A 20,844-nucleotide genomic window follows, 5' to 3' on the forward strand; every position below is an offset into this window, starting at 1 on the left:
TCCGGGCGCGGACGGCGATCCGGAAGCCGCTGAGCGGCTGGGGGCGCGAATTATAGCCTCCGGGGCTAAACTGGCCTCGATTCAAGGTTCATTCGCAACTGGAGCGGCTCATGGCTCACTGGATTGATCTGGACACCCCCGTCGGCCCGGTTCAGGCCTGGCGGGCCGATCCCGCCGGCATTCCGCGCGGCGGGCTGGTGGTCATTCAAGAGATTTTCGGGGTCAATTCGCATATCCGCGACCTGGCCGAGCGCTTCGCCCGGGCCGGGTACGTGGCGCTGGCGCCGGCCTTGTTCGACCCAGTCGAGCGCGGGGTCGAGCTGGGCTACGACCAGTCGGCGGCCGCGCGCGGGGGCGAGCTGCGCAACGCGGTCGGCTTCGACCGCGCCATGCAGATCGTCGCCAGCGCCGCGAACCTGCTGCAACTCGAGGGCCTGCGCACCGGCACGGTCGGCTACTGCTGGGGCGGCTCGCTGGCGTTTTTGGCCAATACCCGCCTGGATCTGCCCGCGGTCAGCTACTACGGCGCGCGCACCGTGCCCTTTCTCGACGAACCGACCCGCGCACCGGTGCGCGCGCCGGTCATGTTCCACTTCGGCCGCCACGACGGCAGCATTCCGCCGGAAGCGATCGAACAGCATCGTCAGGCGCTGCCGACCGCGCCGATCCACCTGTACGACGCCGGCCACGGTTTCAATTGCGAGCTGCGCGCCGACTACGATCCCGCCAGCGCCGCGCTGGCCTGGACCCGCACCCTGGATTTCCTCGCGGACAGTCTGAAATGAACCCCTGGCACCTGCATCCGCAACTCGCCGACGACACTCATCCGGTCGCCCAGTTCGAGTTGAGCGAACTGCGCCTGATGGACGACGCCAATCATCCCTGGCTGATCCTGGTGCCGCGAGTAGACGGCGCGGTCGAGCTGATCGACCTCAGCGACGACCAGCAACTCACCCTGACCGGCGAAATCGCCCGCGCCAGCCGCGCGCTGCAGGCGCAGTTCGCGCCGCACAAGCTCAACATCGCCGCGCTCGGCAATCTGGTGCCGCAGCTGCACGTGCACGTGATCGCCCGCTATCGCGAAGACATCGCCTGGCCGCGTCCGGTCTGGGGCATGGCCACCGCGCAACCGTATTCGCCCGACCTTTTGGTGCAACGCATCCGCCGCCTGCAGGACGCGCTGTCGGCGTGAACGCGGGCCGCCCGGCCGCGTCGGACGCGGCGATCGAATTCGAAACCCTCGCCGACGACGCCTGGCTGCTGCGACTGGGCCGCTCTATCGACGACGGACTCAACGCGCGCGTGCATGCGCTGGCGGCGCGGCTGCGCCTGCAAGCGCCGTCGTGGCTGCGCGATGTGGTCCCGGCCTACGCCAGTCTGGCGGTGTTTTTCGATCCCTTCGCCATCGACGCCGCCGCTGCGCGCGCGTGGCTGCGGGCGCAATGCGAGCACGCGCACGCCGCGGCGCCCTCGCCCGCCGCGCGCTCGATCGAAATCCCGGTCGCCTACGGCGGCGAATTCGGCCCGGACCTGCACGACAGCGCGGCCGAACTCGGCGTATCGCCGCAGGTGCTGATCGCGCGCCACAGCGAGCGCGACTACACAGTGGCGATGATCGGCTTCGCTCCCGGGTTTCCCTATTTGTCCGGGCTCGACCCGGAACTGGCGCTGCCGCGGCTGGCGACCCCGCGCACCGCGGTCGCCGCCGGCAGCGTCGCCATCGGCGGCGCCCAGACCGGCATCTACCCGCGGCCCGGTCCCGGCGGCTGGCGCCTGCTCGGACGCACGCCGCTGCGCCTGTTCGATACCGCGCGCGATGCGCCCAGCCTGTTGCAGCCCGGCGACCGCGTGCGCTTTCGTCCCATCGACGCGCAGGAATTCGCGCGCTTGCAGGCGGCGCCGTGAGCGCTGCGGATTCGCTCGAGACGCGCTGCGATATCGAAGTCGTCGCGCCCGGCCCGCTCAGCCATGTGCAGGACCTGGGCCGCGACGGCTGGCGTCACCTGGGCATCTGCCGCGGCGGCGCGCTCGACCCGGCCTGCGCCGCGCTCGCCAATGCCCTGGTCGGCAATCGCGACGGCGACGCGGTGCTGGAATTCACCCTGCAAGGCCCGAGCCTGCGCCTGCCGCGGCCGCTGCGCATCGCTTTGATGGGCGCGCTGTGCGAAGCGCGCTTCGAAGGCCAGTGGCTGCCGCCGGCGCGGCCGATCGACCTGCCGGCCGGCGTGCTGAGCCTAGGCGGCATGCGCAGCGGCGTGCGCGGTTGGCTGGCGGTGCGAGGCGGTCTGGACACGCCGTGCGTGCTCGGCAGCCGCTCCACCGATCTGCGCGGCGGCTTCGGCGGCATCGACGGACGCGCCCTGCGCGGCGGCGACCTCCTGCCGGTCGGCGCGCACCGCGCCATCGACACCTCGCAGCCGCGCATTCCCGGCTGGTGGATCGATCCCGAGTTCAATCACGACCCGCATGCGCCGATCCGCTACCTCGCCAGCGAGGCGCCGGCGTTGCGCGAAATCGCCGCGCGGTTGAGCCAGCAGGCATGGCGCGTCAACGCCGCCAGCAATCGCCAGGGCCTGCGCCTGGACGGCGAGGCGTTGCAGGCGCCGGAGGCCGGCGCGCTGTCGGAACCGGTCGCGCCGGGGACGATCCAATTGCCTGCCGACGGACGGCCGATCGTGCTGTTGGCCGACGCGCAAACCGTCGGCGGCTACGCGCGTCTGGGTCATGTCATCGCCGCCGACCTGCCGCGTCTGGCACAAGCGCGGCCGAACGCCGAACTGCAGTTCGTTCGTTGCGACGCGGCGCAGGCCGCGGCCGCCGCGCGCAAGGCGCGGGCGGAATGGGCGCGGCTGAAACTGGCCATCGAGGCACGCTTGAAGCGCCAGTAACCCGGCCGGGGTACGAAGCCAGCTTTTCCGCGTGGCTGAATGCGAGCCATGGGCCGCGGCCTGTGCGCGGCCCATGGCCCTGATCGGAGCGTCAGCTTCCTGACACAATCGCGCAGCGACCCACGCGATTTGACGCACCGGCCATGCAATCCCAGACAAGACTCCACAACCTGAGTGCCGGCTGGTTGTGCCGTTACGTCCAAGTGGGCGTCAATACGAAAGCACTCGAATAAGAACGCGATAACTGTCACGATTTGGCGGATGATTGGATCGCCATTTGAGGCAAAATCCGGACATGTCAGAACAAGATCACAGCGGTCAGCCCTCCACCCCGCAGTCGGTGGATACCGGTGTGTTGGCCCTGTCCGATGCGGCGCTGGAATCGATAACCGAGCTCATCGTCGATGCCCAGAAAGGACGGCCCGGCGCCTGGGATCAGGTCTACTCCGCGCTCTACCGCGAACTGCACCGGCTGGCGCGCATGCAGATCCGCCAGCATTGGAAAGGCGCCGAGCGTTCGCCCACGTCCCTGATCAACCGCACCTGGCTGCGGCTGAGCCAGGCGACCTTGAACATCAACGATCGCACCCACCTGATCAGCCTGCTCGTGCACGCCATGCGTTATGCGCTGGTCGATGAAACGCGGCGATTGCTCGCGGAAAAACGCGGCGTCGGATTCGAAGCGGTGATGCTGGAAGAGGACGACATCGGCCTGGCTTACGACGCGCGCCTGGAACATCTGCTGGCGGTGGATCAAGCGCTGAACCGCCTCAGCGAAGCCGAGCCGCGCCTGGGCCTGCTGGTGGAACTGCGCTATTTCGGCGGCATGACCGATGAAGAAGTCGCGCAGGCGCTGGGCGTCACCGACCGCACCGTGCGTCGCGACTGGCGGCGCGCGCGCGCGTTCCTGTCGAGCAGTCTCGGCGATCGCGGCAGCGCCGAGCTGGGTTCGTGAAAGCTTCCGCGCGGGCCTCCGTCGGCAGGCTGTGCTGACCGCAGTTCGTCGTTCGCGATCCTCATGACCCAAGACCCGAAGCTGCGCGCACTGTCGGTGTTCGACGACTACCTCGACCTGTCCGGGGCGGCGCAGGCGCGCATGCGCGCCGACCTGCAACAACGCGATCCGGAATTGCTCGCCGCACTGCTGTCGTTGCTGGCCGCCGACGGCGAGGCAAGCCTGCTCGACATCGCGCCTGCCGAACTGTTGGCGCAAGTGCGCTCGGCCGAGCCGGCGGCGCTGGAAACCGACGATCCGCGCGTCGGTACGCGCCTGGGCGCGTGGCAGATCGACGGCGTGATCGCCGAAGGCGGCATGGGCACGGTCTACGCCGCGCATCGCGCCGACGGCCAATACGAACAGCGCGCCGCGCTCAAGTGCGTGCGCGCCACCCTGGCCTCGCCGGCCTTGCTGCAGGCCTTCGTCGGCGAGCGCAATCATCTGGCGCGACTGGAACATCCCGGCATCGCCACCCTGCTAGATGGTGGCCTCGACGCCGACGGCCACCCGTGGTTCGCCATGCGCTACGTCGATGGCGTCGCCGTGGACGCCTGGTGCGACCGCCGCAACGCCAGCGTCGGCGAGCGCGTGGATCTGTTGATCCAGGTTTGCGAAGCGCTGAGCTACGCGCACGCGCAAGGCATCGTCCATCGCGACATCAAACCGTCGAACGTGCTGGTCGGCGCGGACGGCCGCGCGCATCTGGTCGATTTCGGCATCTCCTCGCACTTCGGCGACGCCCAGGCGCCGGGCGAACATATCGCCATCACCCCCGACTACGCCGCGCCGGAAGCGCGCGAACACGGCGTGCACGCGCCGGCCGCGGATCAGTACGCGCTTGGCGTGCTGACGTATCGATTGCTGTGCGCGCAGTGGCCGCTACCGCTGCATCGCCTGCGCAACCTCATCGCGGTGAACATCAGCCAGCCCGTGCCGATGGACCGGCTGATCGACGACGATGGCGCGCAAGCCCTCGCCCACCAGCGCGGCGCGCGCGATGCGGCAGCGTTGCGGCGCGAGCTGGCCGGCGATCTGTCGGCGATCGCGCTCAAGGCCGTGGCCTCGCTGCCGCAGGACCGTTACGCCAGCGTCAGCGAATTCGCCCAGGACCTGCGGCGTTGGCGCGAACACCGTCCGCTTGCCATCCGTCCGGGCAGCCGCTGGTCGCGCATGCGCAAGTGGCGGCGGCGCAATCCGGTCGCCGCGCTGCTGGGCACGACTCTGGCGCTGGTGGTGCTGGCGGCGCTGGGCCTGTCTCTATGGCAACAGCAGCGCAACGCGAGAGAGATTGCCGCCACCCAGACCGTCAGCCAATTATTCGCCTCCACCCTGGGCGCGGCGACCTTGTCCGGGCTGGGCAGCGCGCCGTTCTCCTCGCGCGCGCTGCTGGAGAAAACCGAGCGCGAACTGGGCAAATTGCCGTTGCACGATCAACCCGGACTGCGCGCGCGCAGTCTGGCGACCCTGGCGCGCAGCTATGCGGTGATCGGCGACTACCGCAGCGCGGAACGCCTGGCCGCTCAGGCGCAGCAGGCGCTCGGGAGCGAGGAAGACCGCGACAATTTTGTCGCCGCGACCCGGATCGCGATGCTCAATACGCAAAACCACTATGCCGAGGCGATGCACCGCGCTCGCGCGGAAATCGCGCGGCTCAGCGGCGACGGTCAAGCCGCCAGGCTGTCGCGGGTGATCTTCGGCAGCGAAATCGCCAAGGCGCAATGGAGTTCCGGCGAAACCCTGGCGGCGCTGGACACCGCCGACAAACTGGTGGTCAGCGCCCGCGAACTGGGCTCGGATCATCGCGAACTGCTCGCCCAGGTATTGATCCTGCGCGCCGGCTTCCTGATCCGCCTGTACCGGCTGCGCCCGGCCGAATCAGACGCGCGCGAGGCGATCGCGTTGGCCCGTCCGATCAACAACGTGCTCGCCGACGACGCGCTGGATCTGTTGACCGTGATCAGCGCCCGCCGCGTCAGTCCGCTGCAGCGCTCGCTGACGCAGGAATTGCTGCAAAGGCGCCGCGCCACCCTGGGCCGCTCGCATCCGCTCACCGCCCGCGCCGAGATCCTGCGGGCGCTGAGCCAATACCCGAGCGCCGACTCCCCGCGTGAAATCGAACAGGCGCTGGCCAACATCGGCGCCGCCTACGGCCGCGAGCACCCGGACTACGGCTGGGCGCTGTCGGCCTCGTCATGGGCGATCGCGCGCGATCCGCGCGATAACATCCGCCTGCTGCGCGAGGCGGTCGGCATCCTCCAGCGCACCCGCGGGGCGCGCAGCGAAGTCACGCTCGGCGCCCAGGGCAACCTCGGCAAGGACCTGATCGAGATGCCGGACAAATTCCGCGGCGCGACGGATTTCGACGAGGGGACCGCACTGCTGGAACGCAATATCGAGGCCAAACGCGCGATCGGCGTGCCGGCGCCGGCCGAACGGACCACGCTGATCCGCGCCATGCTGTTGTACGGCGGGCAAGCGCAATTGGACACGGCCGAGCGCCTGCTGTCCGAAAGCGCGATCGATTCGCGCCTGTACTACGCGCCGGACGACGCGCAGCCGGCGCAGGTGGCATTTTTTCGCAACGTGCTGCTGTTCCGGCGTGGCCAGCATGCGCAAGCCGACCAGGGATTCGCGCGCCTGATCGAGGCGGAATTCGCCGCCGCTACCGGCGAGCACGAACGCAGGAGCCGCTTGCACGCTCAAACGCTGATCAAGGCGCTGACGTTCAGGGCGCTGTACGCCACGCAACGCTGTCAGCGCGAGCAGGCGCTGGCCTATCTGGCGCAAGCTTCGCGAGTCGCCGACGCCATCTCCGCTTCCGACGCGGCCATGGCCCGCATCCTGCGCGACTACCGCAACGCCTTGCTCAGCCGGTCGCCGCTGCCCGCCTCCGGGCCGGACCGGCTCGTGCACACGCAGGTGATCGAGGAAACCAACCGGCTCGCGCGCTCGTGCGGCGCCGCGCCTCGGGATTGAGTCCACGGGCCGCTGCGCTCTCGTTCCGGGCGCCCACTCGAACCGCCACCCCGACATAGGGCAAAAGGCACTGGCAGGCCGCGATCGCAGGCATGAGGATCGGCGGTTGCGGCCCGCCCGAGGCCGCCGGACCGATATCGCCGTCCGGCCGCGCGCCGCCACCATCGCTCAACGGAGATCCCGCAATGCGTAGCCTGCGTCTGCTGTCGTTATCCGCCTGTGTCGCCGCCGCGCTTGTCGCCGGCTGCAAGTCCGAAACCGCTCCGCCGCCGGCATCCGCCGACAACACCGCGACCGCCAGCGCCGCCAAGCCGGCGACGGCCGAATGGGACGCCGCCGTGGACGGGTTCCTGCAGGGTTACTTCGAACATTTCCCGGTCTTCGGCGCCGGCGCCGGCAAGCACGAGTTCGACGGCAAGCTCCCGGATTTCTCGCCCGAGGGCCGGCAGCGCAACATCCAGTGGCTGCATCAGCAGCGCGACGCGGTCAGCGCCTTCGGCGACGATCGCCTGGACGCGCCGCAACGCTATCAGCGCGATTACGTGCGCGCGGTCATCGACGGCCAGTTGTTCTGGCTGGAAGACTCCGGCTTCGCCAACAAGAACCCGGCCTTCTACCTCGGCGATCTGTCGCCGAGCATGTACCTGACCCGCCCCTACGCGCCGCTGGAACAGCGCATGGCCGCGTTCGCGACCTATCAGGAAGCGCTGCCCAAGGCCGCCGAGCAGATCCGCGCCAACCTCAAGGGCCCGCTGCCGAAAACCTATATCGAACTGGGCGTGATGGGCTTCGGCGGTTTCGCCGAGTTCTTCAAGAACGACGTGCCCAAGGCCTTTGCGCAGGTCAAGGACGAAGCGCTGCAGGCGCGCTTCAAGGCCTCCAACACCAAGGCCATCGAGAGCATGCAGGGCCTGGCCGATTACCTGACTTCGATCAAGCCGCAGGCCACGCAGGATTTTGCCCTGGGCGCGGACAAGTTCTCCAAGATGCTCAAGGCCACCGAGGGCGTGGACCTGCCGCTGGATCAGCTGAAAGCCGCGGGCGAAGCCGATCTGGCGCGCAACCTGGCCGCGCTGAAGAGCGCCTGCGACCAATACGCGCAGGGCCGTCCGCTCGGCGAGTGCATCGACAAGGTCAATGCCGATAAGCCGCAGGGCGGCGCGGTCGAAGGCGCGCGCGCGCAGTTGGCGGGCTTGCGCCAGTTCATCGTCGATAAGGATCTGGTGACGATTCCCGGCACCGAGCAGGCCAAGGTCGAGGAAGCGCCGCCGTTCAACCGCAACAACTTCGCCTACATCGAAATCCCCGGGCCGTATGAGAAGAACCTGCCCTCGGTCTACTACATCGCCCCGCCCGATCCGAAGTGGCCCAAGGCCGAGCAGGACGCCTACGTGCCGGGCAAGGCCGATCTGCTGTTCACCTCAGCGCACGAAGTCTGGCCGGGACATTTCCTGCAGTTCCTGCATGCCAATCGCTCGCAGTGGAAGTTCGCGCAGTTGTTCGTCGGTTACGCCTACGCCGAAGGTTGGGCGCATTACACCGAAGAGATGATGTTCGACGCCGGCCTGGACGGCGCCACGCCGGAAATCCATATCGGCCAGCTGACCAATGCGCTGCTGCGCAACGTGCGTTATCTGTCGGCGATCGGCCTGCACACCGGCGGCATGACCGTGGCCCAGTCCGAGCAGATGTTCAAGGACAAGGCGTTCCAGGATCCGGGCAATGCGCGCCAGCAGGCCGCGCGCGGCACTTACGATCCGGCGTATCTGAATTACACGCTGGGCAAGTTGATGATCATGCAGTTGCGCGAGGATTGGACCGCCACTCATGGCGGCCGCGCCGGCTGGAAGTCGTTCCACGATCAGTTCCTGAGCTATGGCGGGCCGCCGATTCCGCTGGTGCGCGGGCAGATGATGGGTGGGGCGGCGCAGGCCAAGTTGTGGACGGCGCCGGCGGTGGTTCCGGCCGCGGCTGCTGCGGGCGATGCGGCGGCGGCGCCGGCTTCGGGGTCGCCGGATAAGGCGGCGCCCAAGAGTTCGATGTGATGCGGATGGATGGAATGATCGATCGGGGTTGGTGATTCGATTCGCGATCGGTTGAAGACGGGGCCGCGGTTGCGGTCCCGTTTTTTTGCTTGCTTGGGTTGGTTCACCTCGGCGTGTGGCAATCCCCCGGCGCTGCTGTGGCGGCGCTTTGACTTCGTGCGGCGGCGGCGCCCGCCCCCCTTTTGCAAAGGGGGCTGGTTGGCGCGGCTTGAGTGGGATTGCACGGCGCAGCACGACGCGACGCGGCGACTGGTGGGCGCGGCTTGGGAGGGGTTGCACGGCGGCCCGGCGAGCGGCGCTGTGTCGGGCCTCGGTTCCCCTTGGGCAAACCGCCCAACCGGACTAGACTCGTCCCCGTCCCGGGCCCTTCGACGCCCAGCACTCCAGCGAGACCCGCAGCACATGAAATCCCACGTCGTCGGCGCCCTGATCCTGATCATCATCGGTACCTTGTTCCTGCTCAACAATCTGGGCATCACCAACCTCAGTCTGACCAAGGTGCTGGTCACCTATTGGCCGGCGATCCTGATCGCGGTCGGCCTGGGCCTGCTGTTCAAGCGCAACTAGTCCGATTCAGACCATGCCCGCCCGCATCGACTTCAATTGCGATATCGGCGAAGGCTGCGGCGACGACGCCGCGATCGTTCCCTATGTGAGTTCGGCCAACATCGCCTGCGGCGGCCATGCCGGCGATGAAGCCACCATGCGCGCCACCTTGCGCCTGTGCCGCCAGCACGGCGTCGCCGCCGGCGCGCATCCGGGCTACGACGATCCGGAGCATTTCGGCCGCCGCACCCTGCCGCTGAGCCGCGACGAAATCGCCATGCTGATGCTGAGCCAGCTCGCCCGGCTGGCGTCGATCGCCGACGACGAAGGCGTGCGCCTGACCCACGTCAAGCCGCACGGCGCCTTGTACAACCTCGCCGCCGACGATCGCATCGTCGCCCAGGCCATCGTCGGCGCCGTCGCCGCCTTCGATCCGCATCTGATCGTCTACGGCCTGGCGCAATCGCAACTCACCGACGCCGCCGAACAGGCCGGGCTGCGCGCCGCGCACGAAGTGTTCGCCGAACGCGGCTACGCCGCCAACGGCCGTCTGCTGCCGCGCGGCCAGCCCGGCGCGGTGATCGAATCGCTGGACGCCTCGATCCGGCAAGTGCGCGATCTGGTGCTGCGCGGCGAAGTCGAGGTCGCCGGCGGCGGCCGCATCGCGCTGCGCGCCGACACCCTGTGCCTGCACGGCGACCGCGACGACGCGGCGGCGTTCGCGCGCGCGGTGCGCGAGGCCCTGCACGCCGACGGCATCGAGGTCGCCGCGCTGTGACCGCGGCGTGCGCCGGCCCCGCCCGCGCGTCGACCGGTATCCGCTTCGCTCCACTCGCCCCTGCATTTCGCTACGAGGACGCGGCATGAACTATTGGCCCTTGATCGGCGTCGCCGCGGTCGTGCTCGGCTTCGTGCTGCGGCTCAACCCGGCCCTGGTGGTGGTGGTCGCCGGCTTCATCACCGGACTGGCTGCGCAATTATCGCCGCTGGACGTGCTGGAAGTGCTCGGCAAGGCCTACACCGAGAAACGCTTCCTGCTGCTGTTCCTGCTCACCTTGCCGGTGATCGGCCTGCTCGAACGCCACGGCCTGAAGGAGCGCGCGCAGTTGTGGGTGGCCAAACTGCGCGGCGCGACGATGGGACGTTTGCTGATCGCGTACCTGCTGATGCGCCAGCTCGCCTCCGCGGTCGGCCTTACCAGCCTGGGCGGGCATCCGCAGACCGTGCGCCCGCTGCTGGCGCCGATGGCCGAAGGCGCGGCGCAGACCCGCCACGGCGAGCTCAGCGACGAAGAACGCCAGCGCATCCGCGCGATGGCCGCCGGCACCGACAACGTCGGCCTGTTCTTCGGCGAGGACGTCTTCATCGCCTTCGGCGCGGTGCTGCTGATCCAGAGTTTCTTCGCCGAACACGGCCTGGCGATGGACCCGCTGCAGATCGCGCTGTGGGGCATCCCGACCGCGATCTGCGCGTTCGCGATCCACGTGGTGCGGGTGCTGCGCTTCGAACGCAAGCTCGCGCAGCGCGTGGCGCAGGCGAAGGCACAACAGGCCGCGGCCGATCGGACGCCCTCGCCATGATCACCCTGACCTTCGTCTACTGGCTGATGGGCGCCTACTTCGCCGCGCTGGCCTGGCGCGGCTTGCGCGATGCGGGCAATCCGCGCCGCCACACCACCGCGCTGTTCTGGGGACTGATCGCCGCGCTGATGTTCCTGGCCGAACACCTGCCGAACAAAGTCGTCGGCGCCTGCGTGGTGGTGCTGGCGGTGCTGGCCGGATTCGGCGGGCTCGGCAAGGGCCGCTACGCGGAAACCTCCGGCGAGGAAAAACACGCCGAGGCGCTGCGCCTGGGCAACAACCTGTTCTGGCCGGCGCTGCTGATTCCGGCGGTGACGCTGATCGGCGCGCTGGGCCTGAAGTTCGTCAAGATCGGCGACACCCCGCTGCTGCAGAGCGCCAACGCGACCTTGATCGCGCTGGCCATCGCCTGCATCGTCGCCTTGTTCGCGGCGTGCCGGCTGACCCGGCAGACGCCGTGGAGCGGCGTGGAGCAATCGCGCCGGCTGGTCGATGCGATCGGCTGGGCCGCGCTGCTGCCGCTGCTGCTGGCCGCGCTGGGCAGCGTGTTCGAAGCCGGCGGCGTCGGCCAGGCCGTGGCCGGCGTGGTGCGCGCGGTGATTCCGGTGGAAAACGCCTTCGTCGTGGTCGTCGCCTACGCGCTCGGCATGGCCTTGTTCGCGGCGATCATGGGCAACGCCTTCGCCGCGTTCCCGGTGATGACCGGCGGCATCGCCCTGCCCTTGCTGATCCAGCATCACCATGCCGACGCGGCGTCGCTGGCGGCGATCGGCATGCTGTCGGGTTATTGCGGTTCGCTGATGACGCCGATGGCGGCCAATTACAACCTCGTGCCGGCGGCGCTGCTGGAGCTCAAGGACCCCTACGGCGTGATCCGCGCGCAGTGGCCCACCGGCGCGGTGCTGCTGGTCTGCAATGTGCTGCTGATGTACTGGATCGCGTTCCGATGAGCCCGCAACGCAAACCCCAGGGCAGCGTGCTGTTGACCGGCTTCGCACCGTTCGGCGGCGAGACCGGCAATCCCAGCTGGGACGCGGTGAATTCGCTCGACGGCGAAGTCGTCGCCGGCCATCGCATCGTCGCCCGCCGCCTGCCGGTCGCCTTCGACGATTCGCTGCGCGAGTTGAACAATCACATCGACGCCGTGCGCCCGGCGCTGGTGCTGTGCGTGGGCTTGGCCGGTGGGCGTTCGCGGCTGTCGATCGAGCGCGTGGCGATCAATCTGATCGATGCGCGCATCGCCGACAATCGCGGCGCGCAGCCGATCGACCTGCCGGTGATCGCCGGCGGCCCGGCCGCTTACTTCACTACCCTGCCGGTCAAGGCCATGCTGGCCGCATTGGGCGAGGCCGGCATTCCGGCGGAGATTTCCCAGACCGCCGGCACCTACGTGTGCAATCAGGTGTTCTACGGCTTGATGCACGTCTTGAGCGAACGCGGCGGTGCCGGCGTTCGAGGCGGCTTCATCCACATTCCGTATTCTCCCGCGCAAGCCGCGCACCACGCCGGCGCCGCGAGTCTGGCGATCGACACCGTCGCCCAGGGCTTGCGCGTGGCCGTGGACACCGCGCTGGCGACAACGCTGGACCGCCGCATCGCCGGCGGCGCCGAACACTGATCGCGGCCTGTGGCCGCTTCCACGGAGTCCTCCCATGCAACGTCTGCTGCTCGCCGTTCTGCTCGCCGCCGCCGCGGCCTCGCCCGCGCACGCCGGCCTGTTCGACAAGAATCCGGACAAGGTCGCGCAGGAGGCGGTGACCCAGAATCTGCGCGCGGTGACCTTATGGGTCGATGCGAGCTGGGGTTTCCGCAATCAGGGCGCGGCCAACGCGCTCAGCCGGGCGCATCAGGCCTTCACTACCCGCGGGTACGACGTGGTCAGTGTGGAGCCGTATATCGAGAATGGGGATTTGCAGGGGTTCTTTGTGACGTACCAAAAGCCCTGAGCGGCAATCGGCCGGACCTGATTTCCAAAACTCTATCTGACTTGGCTTAGCTTTAGCCTGCCTTTGACTTTGGCTTAGCCGTGGATTGGCTTAGCTCAGCTGTGGCAGTTGCTATGGCTTTTGCCGTTGCTGGGCGCCGCTAGTAACTCGCGAGACCGATGGACACCCGAAGGGCGGCGCACATGGACGTGCGCCGGGTCCCGCCGTGGGCAGGATGCCCACTGCGGGACCTGCCTGCGCAGGCACCGTACTCGTGGCTCTTGATTCGAAACAGCCCAAAGCGTTTTCTTTGGTTACTTTTGACCGAAGGAAATCCCGTGGGACTTTGTCGCTTTGGACAAAGAAAGTGACCCGCCGCTCCATGGCGGAAGCTTTAGGCGTTTGATCTTGCTTTCGCTCTTGCTCTTGCTCTTGCTCTTGCTCTCGCTCTTGCTCTCGCTCTTGCTTGAGGCTTCTTTTGCTCGTCATTCCCGCGAACGCGGGAATCCAGGGCCTTTCGTGCGAGAACGTTTGAAGTCTCTGGATTCCCGCGTTCGCGGGAATGACGGTAGGTGGGAGTGTGTAGGCCTGGCTGTTTCGATCAGGGACTTCCGTTTCAGAAGCCTTAGAAGCCACAAGCAAGATCAAACGCTAAACGCTTCCGCCATAAAGCGGCGGGTCACTTTCTTTGTCCAAAGCGACAAAGAAAGTAACCAAAGAAAACGCTTTGGCTGTTTCGAGTCAAAAGCCACGAGTGCGTAGCCTGCGCAGGCAGGTACCACATTGGGCATCCTGCCCAAGGTGGCACCCGGCGCACGTCCATGTGCGCCGCCCTTCGGGTGTCCATCGGTCTCGCGAGTTACTAGCTGCGCCGGGCAACAACTAAAGCTAAGCAACAACAACAGCGCCAGCAACGGCAACAGCAACGGCAACGGCGAGATCGCCCGCAACGATAAGAGCAACGAACCGATATCTTCGCCCCTGCCCGCCACCAATAAAAAACGCGCCGATGCTCTCGCATCGACGCGTTTTTTGTTGCTGGAAGATCCGGCGAATCCGCTACTGCGAATCCCCAGTCCCCCACCACCGAATCAGCGCGCGATCACAACCCGCGTACCGGCGATCTGGTCGTGCAGGCAGCGGCGATCTTCACGGAAGATCATCAGCACATCGACCAGCGCCACCACCGCGCCCAGGCACGGGATGATGCCCACGCCCTGCGAGAACAGATAACGCTTGCCCAGCAGCGTGCCGATGCTCGGCTTCTGGCCGTCGAGATCGACGATCTTGATCTTCATGACCTTCTTGCCCCAGGTCTGGCCGGTCTGGCTCAGCGGCAGGTACTGCACCGCGAAGAACAGCAGCAGGCCGCCGATGCCCCACAGGATCTGCAGGCCATAGGGTTGCTGACCGGTTTGCGAGGCTTCCATGACGGCGTTGAAGTAGCCACCGATAAACATCAGCGGCAGCATCAACACCAGCATGATGACGCCGTCGATGATCGCCGCGACCAGACGCACGCCGCGATCGGCCAGTTCCTGGTTGCCGGTGTCGGGTGTGGCCAGCGACGACTGCGGGCTCTGATAAGGGTTCTGCGGGTCCATTCGTTTACTCCTTGCGGGTTGATAGGGCATCCGCGGTTCCCCGCCGCGGCGCCTTGGGTTTGCCCGGCGAAGATAACAGGACCAGGGCGTAATCGACGCGTCGAATCGCAGCCAATTCGCATCCGATTATCTGCCCGGGCGGCGCGGCCCGCGCACGCGGGCACGCCAAGGGGCGCGCGCGCCCTGCCTGGGTCGGTAAAAACGGTCGAAACGGCCGGTCCCGGCGGGCCCGGCCGGGGCGCTCAGGTCCGCGGCAGGGTGACGCCGGTCTGGCCCTGGTACTTGCCGCCGCGGTCCTTGTAGGAGGTCTCGCAGACCTCGTCGGACTGGAAGAACAGCATCTGCGCCACGCCCTCGTTGGCGTAGATGCGCGCCGGCAGCGGCGTGGTGTTGCTGAATTCCAGGGTCACGTGGCCTTCCCACTCCGGCTCCAGCGGGGTCACATTGACGATGATGCCGCAGCGCGCGTAGGTGCTCTTGCCCAGGCAGACCACCAGCACGTCGCGCGGGATGCGGAAGTACTCGACCGTGCGCGCCAGGGCGAAGGAGTTCGGCGGGATGATGCACACGTCGTTTTCGATATCGACGAAGCTGCCCGGGTCGAAATGCTTCGGATCGACGATGGTCGAGTTGATGTTGGTGAACACCTTGAACTCGCGCGAGCAGCGCACGTCGTAGCCGTAGCTGGAGGTGCCGTAGCTGACGATGCGCTGGCCGTCGGCGGCGTGCTTGACCTGACCGGCCTCGAACGGCTCGATCATGCCGCCGGGCTGCTCGGACATGCGGCGGATCCAACGGTCGGACTTGATGCTCATGCGGTGTTCCAATCAGGGCGCGGCGGGGCCGCGCGAACGAACGACAGGGAAGGCGGCGATTGTAAGGGCTGCGGCGCGGGCGCAGGAATCGGCGCCGCAACGGCCGCGGCCGATCCGGCGCATCCGGCTCAACCCAGCAGCGAGGCGGAAATCGACGGGGTGACCCGCGGACGCCGCGCCAGTTGCACGGCCAGGCACCGCGCCGCGCCGCGATAGGCGTGCGCGGCGGCCGAATCGGGCTGGGCCACGACCACCGGCACGCCGGCGTCGCCCTGCTCGCGGATGGCGATCTCCAGCGGCAGGCTGCCCAGCAGCGGCACGCCGTACTGCGCCGCCATGCGCGCGCCGCCGCCTTCGCCGAACAGATGCTCGGCGTGGCCGCAGTTCGAGCAGATGTGCACGGCCATGTTCTCGATCAGGCCCAGCACCGGCACCTGCACCTTCTCGAACATGCGCAGCGCCTTGCGCGCGTCCAGCGTGGCCACGTCCTGCGGCGTGGTCACGATCACCGCGCCGGCCACGGGAATCTTCTGCGACAAGGTCAGCTGGATGTCGCCGGTGCCCGGCGGCAGATCGACGATCAGATAATCCAGCTCGCTCCACTGGGTGTCGTTGAGCAAGGTGGTCAGCGCCGAGGTCGCCATCGGGCCGCGCCAGATCATCGGCGTGTCCTGTTCGACCAGCGGGCCGATCGACATGGCCTCGATGCCGTGCGCGCGCAGCGGCTCGATGTGCTTGCCGTCCGGGCTGTCGGGCTTGCCGTGGACGCCGAGCATGGTCGGCACGCTGGGGCCGTAGATGTCCGCGTCGAGCACGCCGACGCGGGCGCCGTCGGCGGCCAGGGCCAGGGCCAGATTGACCGCGGTGGTGGACTTGCCCACCCCGCCCTTGCCCGAGCCGATCGCGATCACGTTGCGCACGTTCGGCAGCGGCGACAGGTTGGGCTGGACCGCGTGCGAAACGATGCGCGAATTCAATTCCAGGCTGGCCAGGCTCAGGCCCTGCGGCGCCAGCAGCGCGGCGATCGCCGCCTCCAGGCCCGCGCGCAGGCCCTGCAACGGATAACCGGCGTGGATGGAAACCGCGACCCGGCCTTCGCCGACGCCGGCGCGCACGCGCGCCTCGCTGTCGCTCAGGCTCAGGTCGGTGTCGGGGAGGGTCAGGGCCGCGATGGCCGCTTGCAGGTTCTCGCTCATACCGGCGATCCGGTCGGGCGCGGAATTCGATAGCGCATGGGGACTCGATCAGGGGAATGCCGCCGCGGCGGCCGATGCACATGGTAAAGCCTGCGACCGGCGGCGTCCGCTCGCGTGCGGACCCGCGCGGGTGCCGCGACGGCTGCGGCCGGACGGGTCCGCCCGGCCCGAATCCGGTCGAAGCCGGGCTGGGCCGGCTTTGTTAATACCACCACTCAAAAGTGCATAATTCCGTCGCACATTGTGACGCGTATAACGAAACCGCAACCGCGCCGGGCCAGCCTTTGAAATCCTCGGAATTTGACTGATCGCACATAAAAAAACACAACACTGCATTGTATTCAGTCACTTGAGTGTTGGAATTCGGCAAAGCCATGCAGCCAAACCGGCACCCTAAAAATTATTACAGCCGTGTTAAGTTCAGGTTTGTAAAAGGATTGTTAACGCCCTGGAAGGCAACCCGAAAACGCAGATCCACACAAATAGATCAGCTCCACGATTCCAGTTCTCAGCTAGGGGGAAACACCTGATGGCAGTACATATCCACGGCCTGCAACGCAGCAGGCTGACGGCCGCGGTCGTCTGCGCGATCCTGATTTCGGCCAGCGGCGCCGGTTACGCCGCCGAAGATGCGGCCAAGGCCGACGGCGCCGCCGCCACGCCCACCGACATCGACGCGGTCACCGTGACCGGCTCGCGCATCAAGCGCGTCGGCTTCGTCACCCCGTCGCCGGTGATCGGCATCAGCTCGGAAGAAATCCGCTCCACCGGCGCTGTGACCATCGCCGACCTGATGACCACTCTGCCGCAGCTGTCGGCGACCTACACCCTGGGCAACTCGACCCGCTCGATCGGCACCGCCGGCCTGGGCCTGCTCGACCTGCGCGGCCTGGGCACCACCCGCACCCTGGTGCTGGTCAACGGCCGTCGCCACGTCGGCGGCTTGTCCGGTTCGACCGCGGTCGACGTCAACACCATCCCGGTGGAACTGATCGAACGCGTGGAAGTGATCACCGGCGGCGCCTCGGCCGTCTACGGCGCCGACGCGGTGGCCGGCGTGGTCAACTTCATCATGAAGAAGAAGTTCGACGGTTATGAGCTGCGCGCCCAGACCGGCGACGCCAGCGAAGGCGACTTCAGCCGTTCCTTCGCCAGCTTCACCGGCGGCAACGAATTCGCCGGCGGCAAGGGCAGCATCGTGTACTCGGCCGAGTACAGCAAGCAGGACCGTTTCGGCCGAGGCGATCGCAAGATCGGCCGCGAGTTCATGGTCAGCATGCCGAACCCGAACTACAACCCGGCGCTGCCGCCGACGCAGGAAAACCCGCAGCGCGTCTTCATGGGCCCGGGCGGCAACTCCAGCATTTCCTACGGCGGCACTTTCAACGCAGGCGGCACGCGCTACCAGTTCAACCCCGACGGCACCTTCCGCCCGACCCGTTTCGACGGCCCGCGCGATGGACCGAACACCTGCGTGAACTGCGACTTCGTCGACCTCAACGGCGTGGCCGACCTGCAGCCGGGCTTCGACCGCTACAGCGTCAACACGCTGCTGAACTACGACATCAACGAAAACCACAAGTTCTTCTTCGAAGGCAAGTACACCAAGACCGAGTCGGACTTCCTGGCTCAACCCAGCTTCGACCAGCCGCTGCGCATTCGCCGCGACAACGCGCTGCTGTCGCCGCAGCTGGCCGCGCTGATGGACGCCAACGGCCTCAACAGCCTCACCGACCGCGCCAAGATGCTGCAGGTCTCGCGTTTCAACGTCGACGCCGGCCGTCGCGGCGAGAACGTCGAGCGCAAGACCCAGCGCTACGTCGCCGGTTTCGAAGGCTTCCTGAGCGAGAACTGGACCTATGAAGTGTCCGGCGTCTACGGCAAGACCGAAATCGACCGCCTGAACCTCAACAACCGCATCAACGACCGCTGGCAGGCCGGCATGGACGTGGTGCGCGACGCCAGCGGCAATCTGGCCTGCCGCGTCTCGGTCGATCCCAACGCGATCAACCCGAACACCGGCGTGCGTTACCTCGACCTGTCGCGCCAGGGCTGCGTGCCCTTCAGCATCTTCGGCAACGGCGCGGTCAATCCGCAGGCGGCGGACTGGTTCAACTACGACGCGGTCAACCGCACCAAGATCACCCAGCAGGTGTTCAGCGCCTCGGTCGCCAACAGCTCGCTGTTCGAGCTGCCGGCCGGCGGCGTCGGCTTCGCCGGCGGCGTGGAATACCGCAAGGAAACCAGCGAAGAGATCACCGATCCGCTGGCCGCGCAGGGCCTGACCTTCCTCAACGCCATTCCCAGCCGCAAGGGCGAATACAGCGTCAAGGAAATCTTCGCCGAAACCACCATCCCGCTGTTGGCCGATCTGCCGGGCGTGCAGCGCCTGAGCCTGGACCTGGCCGGTCGTTACTCCGACTACAGCACCGTCGGCGAGACCAAGACCTGGAACGTCGGCCTGGATTGGGCGGTCAACGATTCCTTCCGCGTCCGCGCCAGCCTGGCCCAGGCGGTGCGCGCGCCGAACATCGGCGAGCTGTTCAGCCCGCAGACGCAGAACTTCGCGACCATCAATGATCCTTGCGACACCCGTCCGGGCCGCACCAACTCGGTCAACACCGCGGCCAATCCGGCGCTGCGCGCAAGCAACTGCGCCGCGCTCGGCCTGCCGGCCAACTACCAGAACACCTACGGCGGCAACTACCCGGGCGTGAGCGGCGGCAACCCCGACCTCAACGTCGAGGAAGCGCGTTCGTTCTCCTACGGCTTCGTGTGGCAACCCGAGTTCATCCAGGGCTTCGGCGTGTCGGTGGACTACTGGCGCGTCAACCTGAAGGACGCCATCGGCGCGGTCAGCGCCGAGCAGATGGCGACGCGTTGCGTGGACTCCCCTGGCGGCGTCAACAACGACTTCTGCGCGGCGATCAAGCGCGCTCCGGCGGGCGGCTACATCGATCCGCAGGGCCGCACCTTCCCGGCGGGCACGATCTACAACTGGACCGCGCTCAACGAGAACCTGGCCCGCTCGCGCCGCGCCGGCGTGGACATCGAAGCCGACTACCGCTTCGAGATGCTGGGCGGCCAGGCTTCGCTGCGCTTCGTCGGCACGCGCCTGATCTCCTCGCGCGAATGGGCGTTCCAGGACTTCCCGAACGAGTACAAGGAATACCTGACCTACGTCAGCGATCCGCGCTGGCGCGCCAGCCTCAACGCCAGCTACAAGATCGGCCAGTGGCGCGCGAGCTGGGACATGCGCTACATCGACGGCAACCTGCGCGTCGAGCCGGGCAGCTACAACAGCAACCCGGGCCAGGTGAATCCGATCCGCAACCCGTCGTACACCTACCACAACCTGCAGGTCGGCTATAAGGTCCCGAACACCGGACTGGATCTGTACGTGGGCGCCGACAACGTGTTCGACAAGGATCCGCCGCTGAACTACTTCGGCGAAGCGGCCGCCAACTCGAACTACGACAACCTCGGCCGTTACGTGTACGCCGGCGCGACCTACAAGTTCTGATCGGTCGCGATCGCTTCACCGTTGCAACGACAAGCCCGGCTCATGCCGGGCTTGTCGCTTTCGCGGCTCCGGTTCGCCGCGGCCGCCGCGCCGCGACGGGCCGCTTCGCGCTTCACGCGGCGGCGCCGGCGGCGTTGGCTTCACCCTGGGCCTGAATGCCGGCCGCGCACCGCTTCCATACCCAGGCGGATGCGGTATAAAGACTGCAACCGCCATGGCCGGCCTTCGGTCAGCACGCGGTCCGAAACCACGCTCACTGTCTCTGGGAGGGGATACATGCGCATCAAACTGCTCGCATTACTGTTGCTGGCGCTGCCGACGGCGGCGTTCGCCCAGGCCACGCCGGTCGGCTCGTGGACCACCATCGACGACAAGACCGGCAAGCCCAAGTCGATCGTCGAAATCTACGAGGCCAAGGACGGCAGCCTCGCCGGCCGGGTCAACGAAGTCCTGCAATCCGACCGTGGCCCCAATCCGCTGTGCGACAAGTGCTCGGGCGAACGCAAGGGCAAGCCGGTCAAGGGCATGGTCATCCTGTGGGGCGTGCGCAAGGACGGCGACACCTGGGACGGCGGCCAGATCCTCGACCCGGCCACCGGCAAGATCTACTCGGTCAAGATCACCCCCATCGACAGCGGCAAGAAGCTCGAGGTGCGCGGCTTCATGGGCTTCTCGCTGCTCGGCCGCACCCAGACCTGGGGGCGTCACGAATAAGTCCCGGCCGGTCCGTATGTTCATGGAAACCCGGC

Annotated in this window: 18 protein-coding genes; 15 read left to right on the top strand and 3 right to left on the bottom strand. The window is 67.4% G+C overall.

The window, feature by feature from the left end:
• Nucleotides 1-110: 110 nt before the first annotated feature.
• The 13 genes from LG3211_RS14215 (at nt 111) to LG3211_RS14270 (ending at nt 12,978) form a co-directional block, all read left to right on the top strand.
• Nucleotides 111-785 (top strand): dienelactone hydrolase family protein, encoded by a 675-nt coding sequence (locus LG3211_RS14215; protein WP_057943417.1) that lies wholly within the window; start codon nt 111-113, stop codon nt 783-785.
• Entirely contained in the window at nt 782-1,192 is a 411-nt protein-coding gene (locus LG3211_RS14220; RefSeq protein WP_057943418.1) for an HIT domain-containing protein, read from the top strand. The genes LG3211_RS14215 and LG3211_RS14220 overlap by 4 nt, the downstream gene beginning before the upstream one ends.
• On the top strand, nt 1,189-1,905 hold the full coding sequence (gene pxpB, locus LG3211_RS14225; protein ID WP_222837504.1) for a 5-oxoprolinase subunit PxpB: 717 nt from the start codon (nt 1,189-1,191) through the stop codon (nt 1,903-1,905). The genes LG3211_RS14220 and pxpB overlap by 4 nt, the downstream gene beginning before the upstream one ends.
• Nucleotides 1,902-2,888, top strand: a complete 987-nt coding sequence (locus tag LG3211_RS14230; RefSeq protein ID WP_057943419.1) for a 5-oxoprolinase subunit C family protein — start codon at nt 1,902-1,904, stop codon at nt 2,886-2,888. The genes pxpB and LG3211_RS14230 overlap by 4 nt, the downstream gene beginning before the upstream one ends.
• 295 nt (nt 2,889-3,183) lie before the next feature.
• On the top strand, nt 3,184-3,843 hold the full coding sequence (locus LG3211_RS14235; RefSeq protein WP_057943420.1) for an ECF-type sigma factor: 660 nt from the start codon (nt 3,184-3,186) through the stop codon (nt 3,841-3,843).
• A 63-nt stretch (nt 3,844-3,906) separates the two neighbouring features.
• Nucleotides 3,907-6,861: a serine/threonine protein kinase gene (locus LG3211_RS14240; protein ID WP_057943421.1), complete on the top strand. Its 2,955-nt coding sequence runs from the start codon at nt 3,907-3,909 to the stop codon at nt 6,859-6,861.
• Nucleotides 6,862-7,046: 185 nt separating this feature from the next.
• The gene (locus LG3211_RS14245; RefSeq protein ID WP_057943422.1) at nt 7,047-8,906 is read left to right on the top strand and encodes a DUF885 domain-containing protein; all 1,860 of its coding nucleotides are present in this window, start codon (nt 7,047-7,049) and stop codon (nt 8,904-8,906) included.
• A gap of 402 nt (nt 8,907-9,308) precedes the next feature.
• Nucleotides 9,309-9,473, top strand: a complete 165-nt coding sequence (locus LG3211_RS26460; protein ID WP_187313021.1) for a LiaI-LiaF-like domain-containing protein — start codon at nt 9,309-9,311, stop codon at nt 9,471-9,473.
• Nucleotides 9,474-9,486: 13 nt separating this feature from the next.
• A complete protein-coding gene (locus LG3211_RS14250) occupies nt 9,487-10,230 on the top strand; it encodes a 5-oxoprolinase subunit PxpA (RefSeq protein ID WP_057943423.1) in 744 nt (247 codons plus the stop codon).
• Between the two features lie 85 nt (nt 10,231-10,315).
• On the top strand, nt 10,316-11,032 hold the full coding sequence (locus LG3211_RS14255) for a DUF969 domain-containing protein (protein WP_057943424.1): 717 nt from the start codon (nt 10,316-10,318) through the stop codon (nt 11,030-11,032).
• Entirely contained in the window at nt 11,029-11,982 is a 954-nt protein-coding gene (locus LG3211_RS14260) for a DUF979 domain-containing protein (protein ID WP_057943425.1), read from the top strand. Before LG3211_RS14255 ends, LG3211_RS14260 begins: the two co-directional genes overlap by 4 nt.
• Nucleotides 11,979-12,650, top strand: coding sequence for a pyroglutamyl-peptidase I (gene pcp, locus LG3211_RS14265; RefSeq protein ID WP_057943426.1), 672 nt, complete (start codon nt 11,979-11,981; stop codon nt 12,648-12,650). The genes LG3211_RS14260 and pcp overlap by 4 nt, the downstream gene beginning before the upstream one ends.
• 34 nt (nt 12,651-12,684) lie before the next feature.
• Entirely contained in the window at nt 12,685-12,978 is a 294-nt protein-coding gene (locus tag LG3211_RS14270; protein ID WP_057943427.1) for a hypothetical protein, read from the top strand.
• 1,070 nt (nt 12,979-14,048) lie between these two features.
• Here LG3211_RS14270 and LG3211_RS14275 read toward each other — a convergent pair.
• The 3 genes from LG3211_RS14275 to apbC form a co-directional block, all read right to left on the bottom strand.
• Nucleotides 14,049-14,561, bottom strand: coding sequence for an RDD family protein (locus LG3211_RS14275; RefSeq protein ID WP_057943428.1), 513 nt, complete (start codon nt 14,559-14,561; stop codon nt 14,049-14,051).
• 242 nt (nt 14,562-14,803) lie between these two features.
• On the bottom strand, nt 14,804-15,376 hold the full coding sequence (dcd, locus tag LG3211_RS14280; RefSeq protein ID WP_036115729.1) for a dCTP deaminase: 573 nt from the start codon (nt 15,374-15,376) through the stop codon (nt 14,804-14,806).
• A 128-nt stretch (nt 15,377-15,504) separates the two neighbouring features.
• A complete protein-coding gene (gene apbC / locus LG3211_RS14285) occupies nt 15,505-16,572 on the bottom strand; it encodes an iron-sulfur cluster carrier protein ApbC (RefSeq protein ID WP_237049763.1) in 1,068 nt (355 codons plus the stop codon).
• Between the two features lie 526 nt (nt 16,573-17,098).
• On the opposite strand from apbC, the gene LG3211_RS14290 reads away from it, so the two are divergent.
• Complete coding sequence (locus LG3211_RS14290) at nt 17,099-20,095, top strand: TonB-dependent receptor domain-containing protein (protein ID WP_057943429.1); 2,997 nt, start codon at nt 17,099-17,101, stop codon at nt 20,093-20,095.
• Nucleotides 20,096-20,371: 276 nt separating this feature from the next.
• Nucleotides 20,372-20,809: a DUF2147 domain-containing protein gene (locus tag LG3211_RS14295; RefSeq protein ID WP_057943430.1), complete on the top strand. Its 438-nt coding sequence runs from the start codon at nt 20,372-20,374 to the stop codon at nt 20,807-20,809.
• Nucleotides 20,810-20,844: the final 35 nt, after the last annotated feature.

The sequence above is a fragment of the Lysobacter gummosus genome (assembly GCF_001442805.1).
GTDB lineage: Bacteria > Pseudomonadota > Gammaproteobacteria > Xanthomonadales > Xanthomonadaceae > Lysobacter > Lysobacter gummosus.

Bases quoted from the DNA above. Each gene is read 5' to 3' on its own strand.
- apbC (WP_237049763.1), bottom strand. From the start codon at position 16,572: ATGAGCGAGAACCTGCAAGCGGCCATCGCGGCCCTGACCCTCCCCGAC.
- LG3211_RS14220 (WP_057943418.1), top strand. From the start codon at position 782: ATGAACCCCTGGCACCTGCATCCGCAACTCGCCGACGACACTCATCCG.
- LG3211_RS14250 (WP_057943423.1), top strand. From the start codon at position 9,487: ATGCCCGCCCGCATCGACTTCAATTGCGATATCGGCGAAGGCTGCGGC.
- LG3211_RS14255 (WP_057943424.1), top strand. From the start codon at position 10,316: ATGAACTATTGGCCCTTGATCGGCGTCGCCGCGGTCGTGCTCGGCTTC.
- pcp (WP_057943426.1), top strand. From the start codon at position 11,979: ATGAGCCCGCAACGCAAACCCCAGGGCAGCGTGCTGTTGACCGGCTTC.
- LG3211_RS14295 (WP_057943430.1), top strand. From the start codon at position 20,372: ATGCGCATCAAACTGCTCGCATTACTGTTGCTGGCGCTGCCGACGGCG.
- LG3211_RS26460 (WP_187313021.1), top strand. From the start codon at position 9,309: ATGAAATCCCACGTCGTCGGCGCCCTGATCCTGATCATCATCGGTACC.
- LG3211_RS14245 (WP_057943422.1), top strand. From the start codon at position 7,047: ATGCGTAGCCTGCGTCTGCTGTCGTTATCCGCCTGTGTCGCCGCCGCG.
- LG3211_RS14270 (WP_057943427.1), top strand. From the start codon at position 12,685: ATGCAACGTCTGCTGCTCGCCGTTCTGCTCGCCGCCGCCGCGGCCTCG.
- dcd (WP_036115729.1), bottom strand. From the start codon at position 15,376: ATGAGCATCAAGTCCGACCGTTGGATCCGCCGCATGTCCGAGCAGCCC.
- LG3211_RS14275 (WP_057943428.1), bottom strand. From the start codon at position 14,561: ATGGACCCGCAGAACCCTTATCAGAGCCCGCAGTCGTCGCTGGCCACA.
- LG3211_RS14215 (WP_057943417.1), top strand. From the start codon at position 111: ATGGCTCACTGGATTGATCTGGACACCCCCGTCGGCCCGGTTCAGGCC.
- LG3211_RS14235 (WP_057943420.1), top strand. From the start codon at position 3,184: ATGTCAGAACAAGATCACAGCGGTCAGCCCTCCACCCCGCAGTCGGTG.
- LG3211_RS14260 (WP_057943425.1), top strand. From the start codon at position 11,029: ATGATCACCCTGACCTTCGTCTACTGGCTGATGGGCGCCTACTTCGCC.
- LG3211_RS14240 (WP_057943421.1), top strand. From the start codon at position 3,907: ATGACCCAAGACCCGAAGCTGCGCGCACTGTCGGTGTTCGACGACTAC.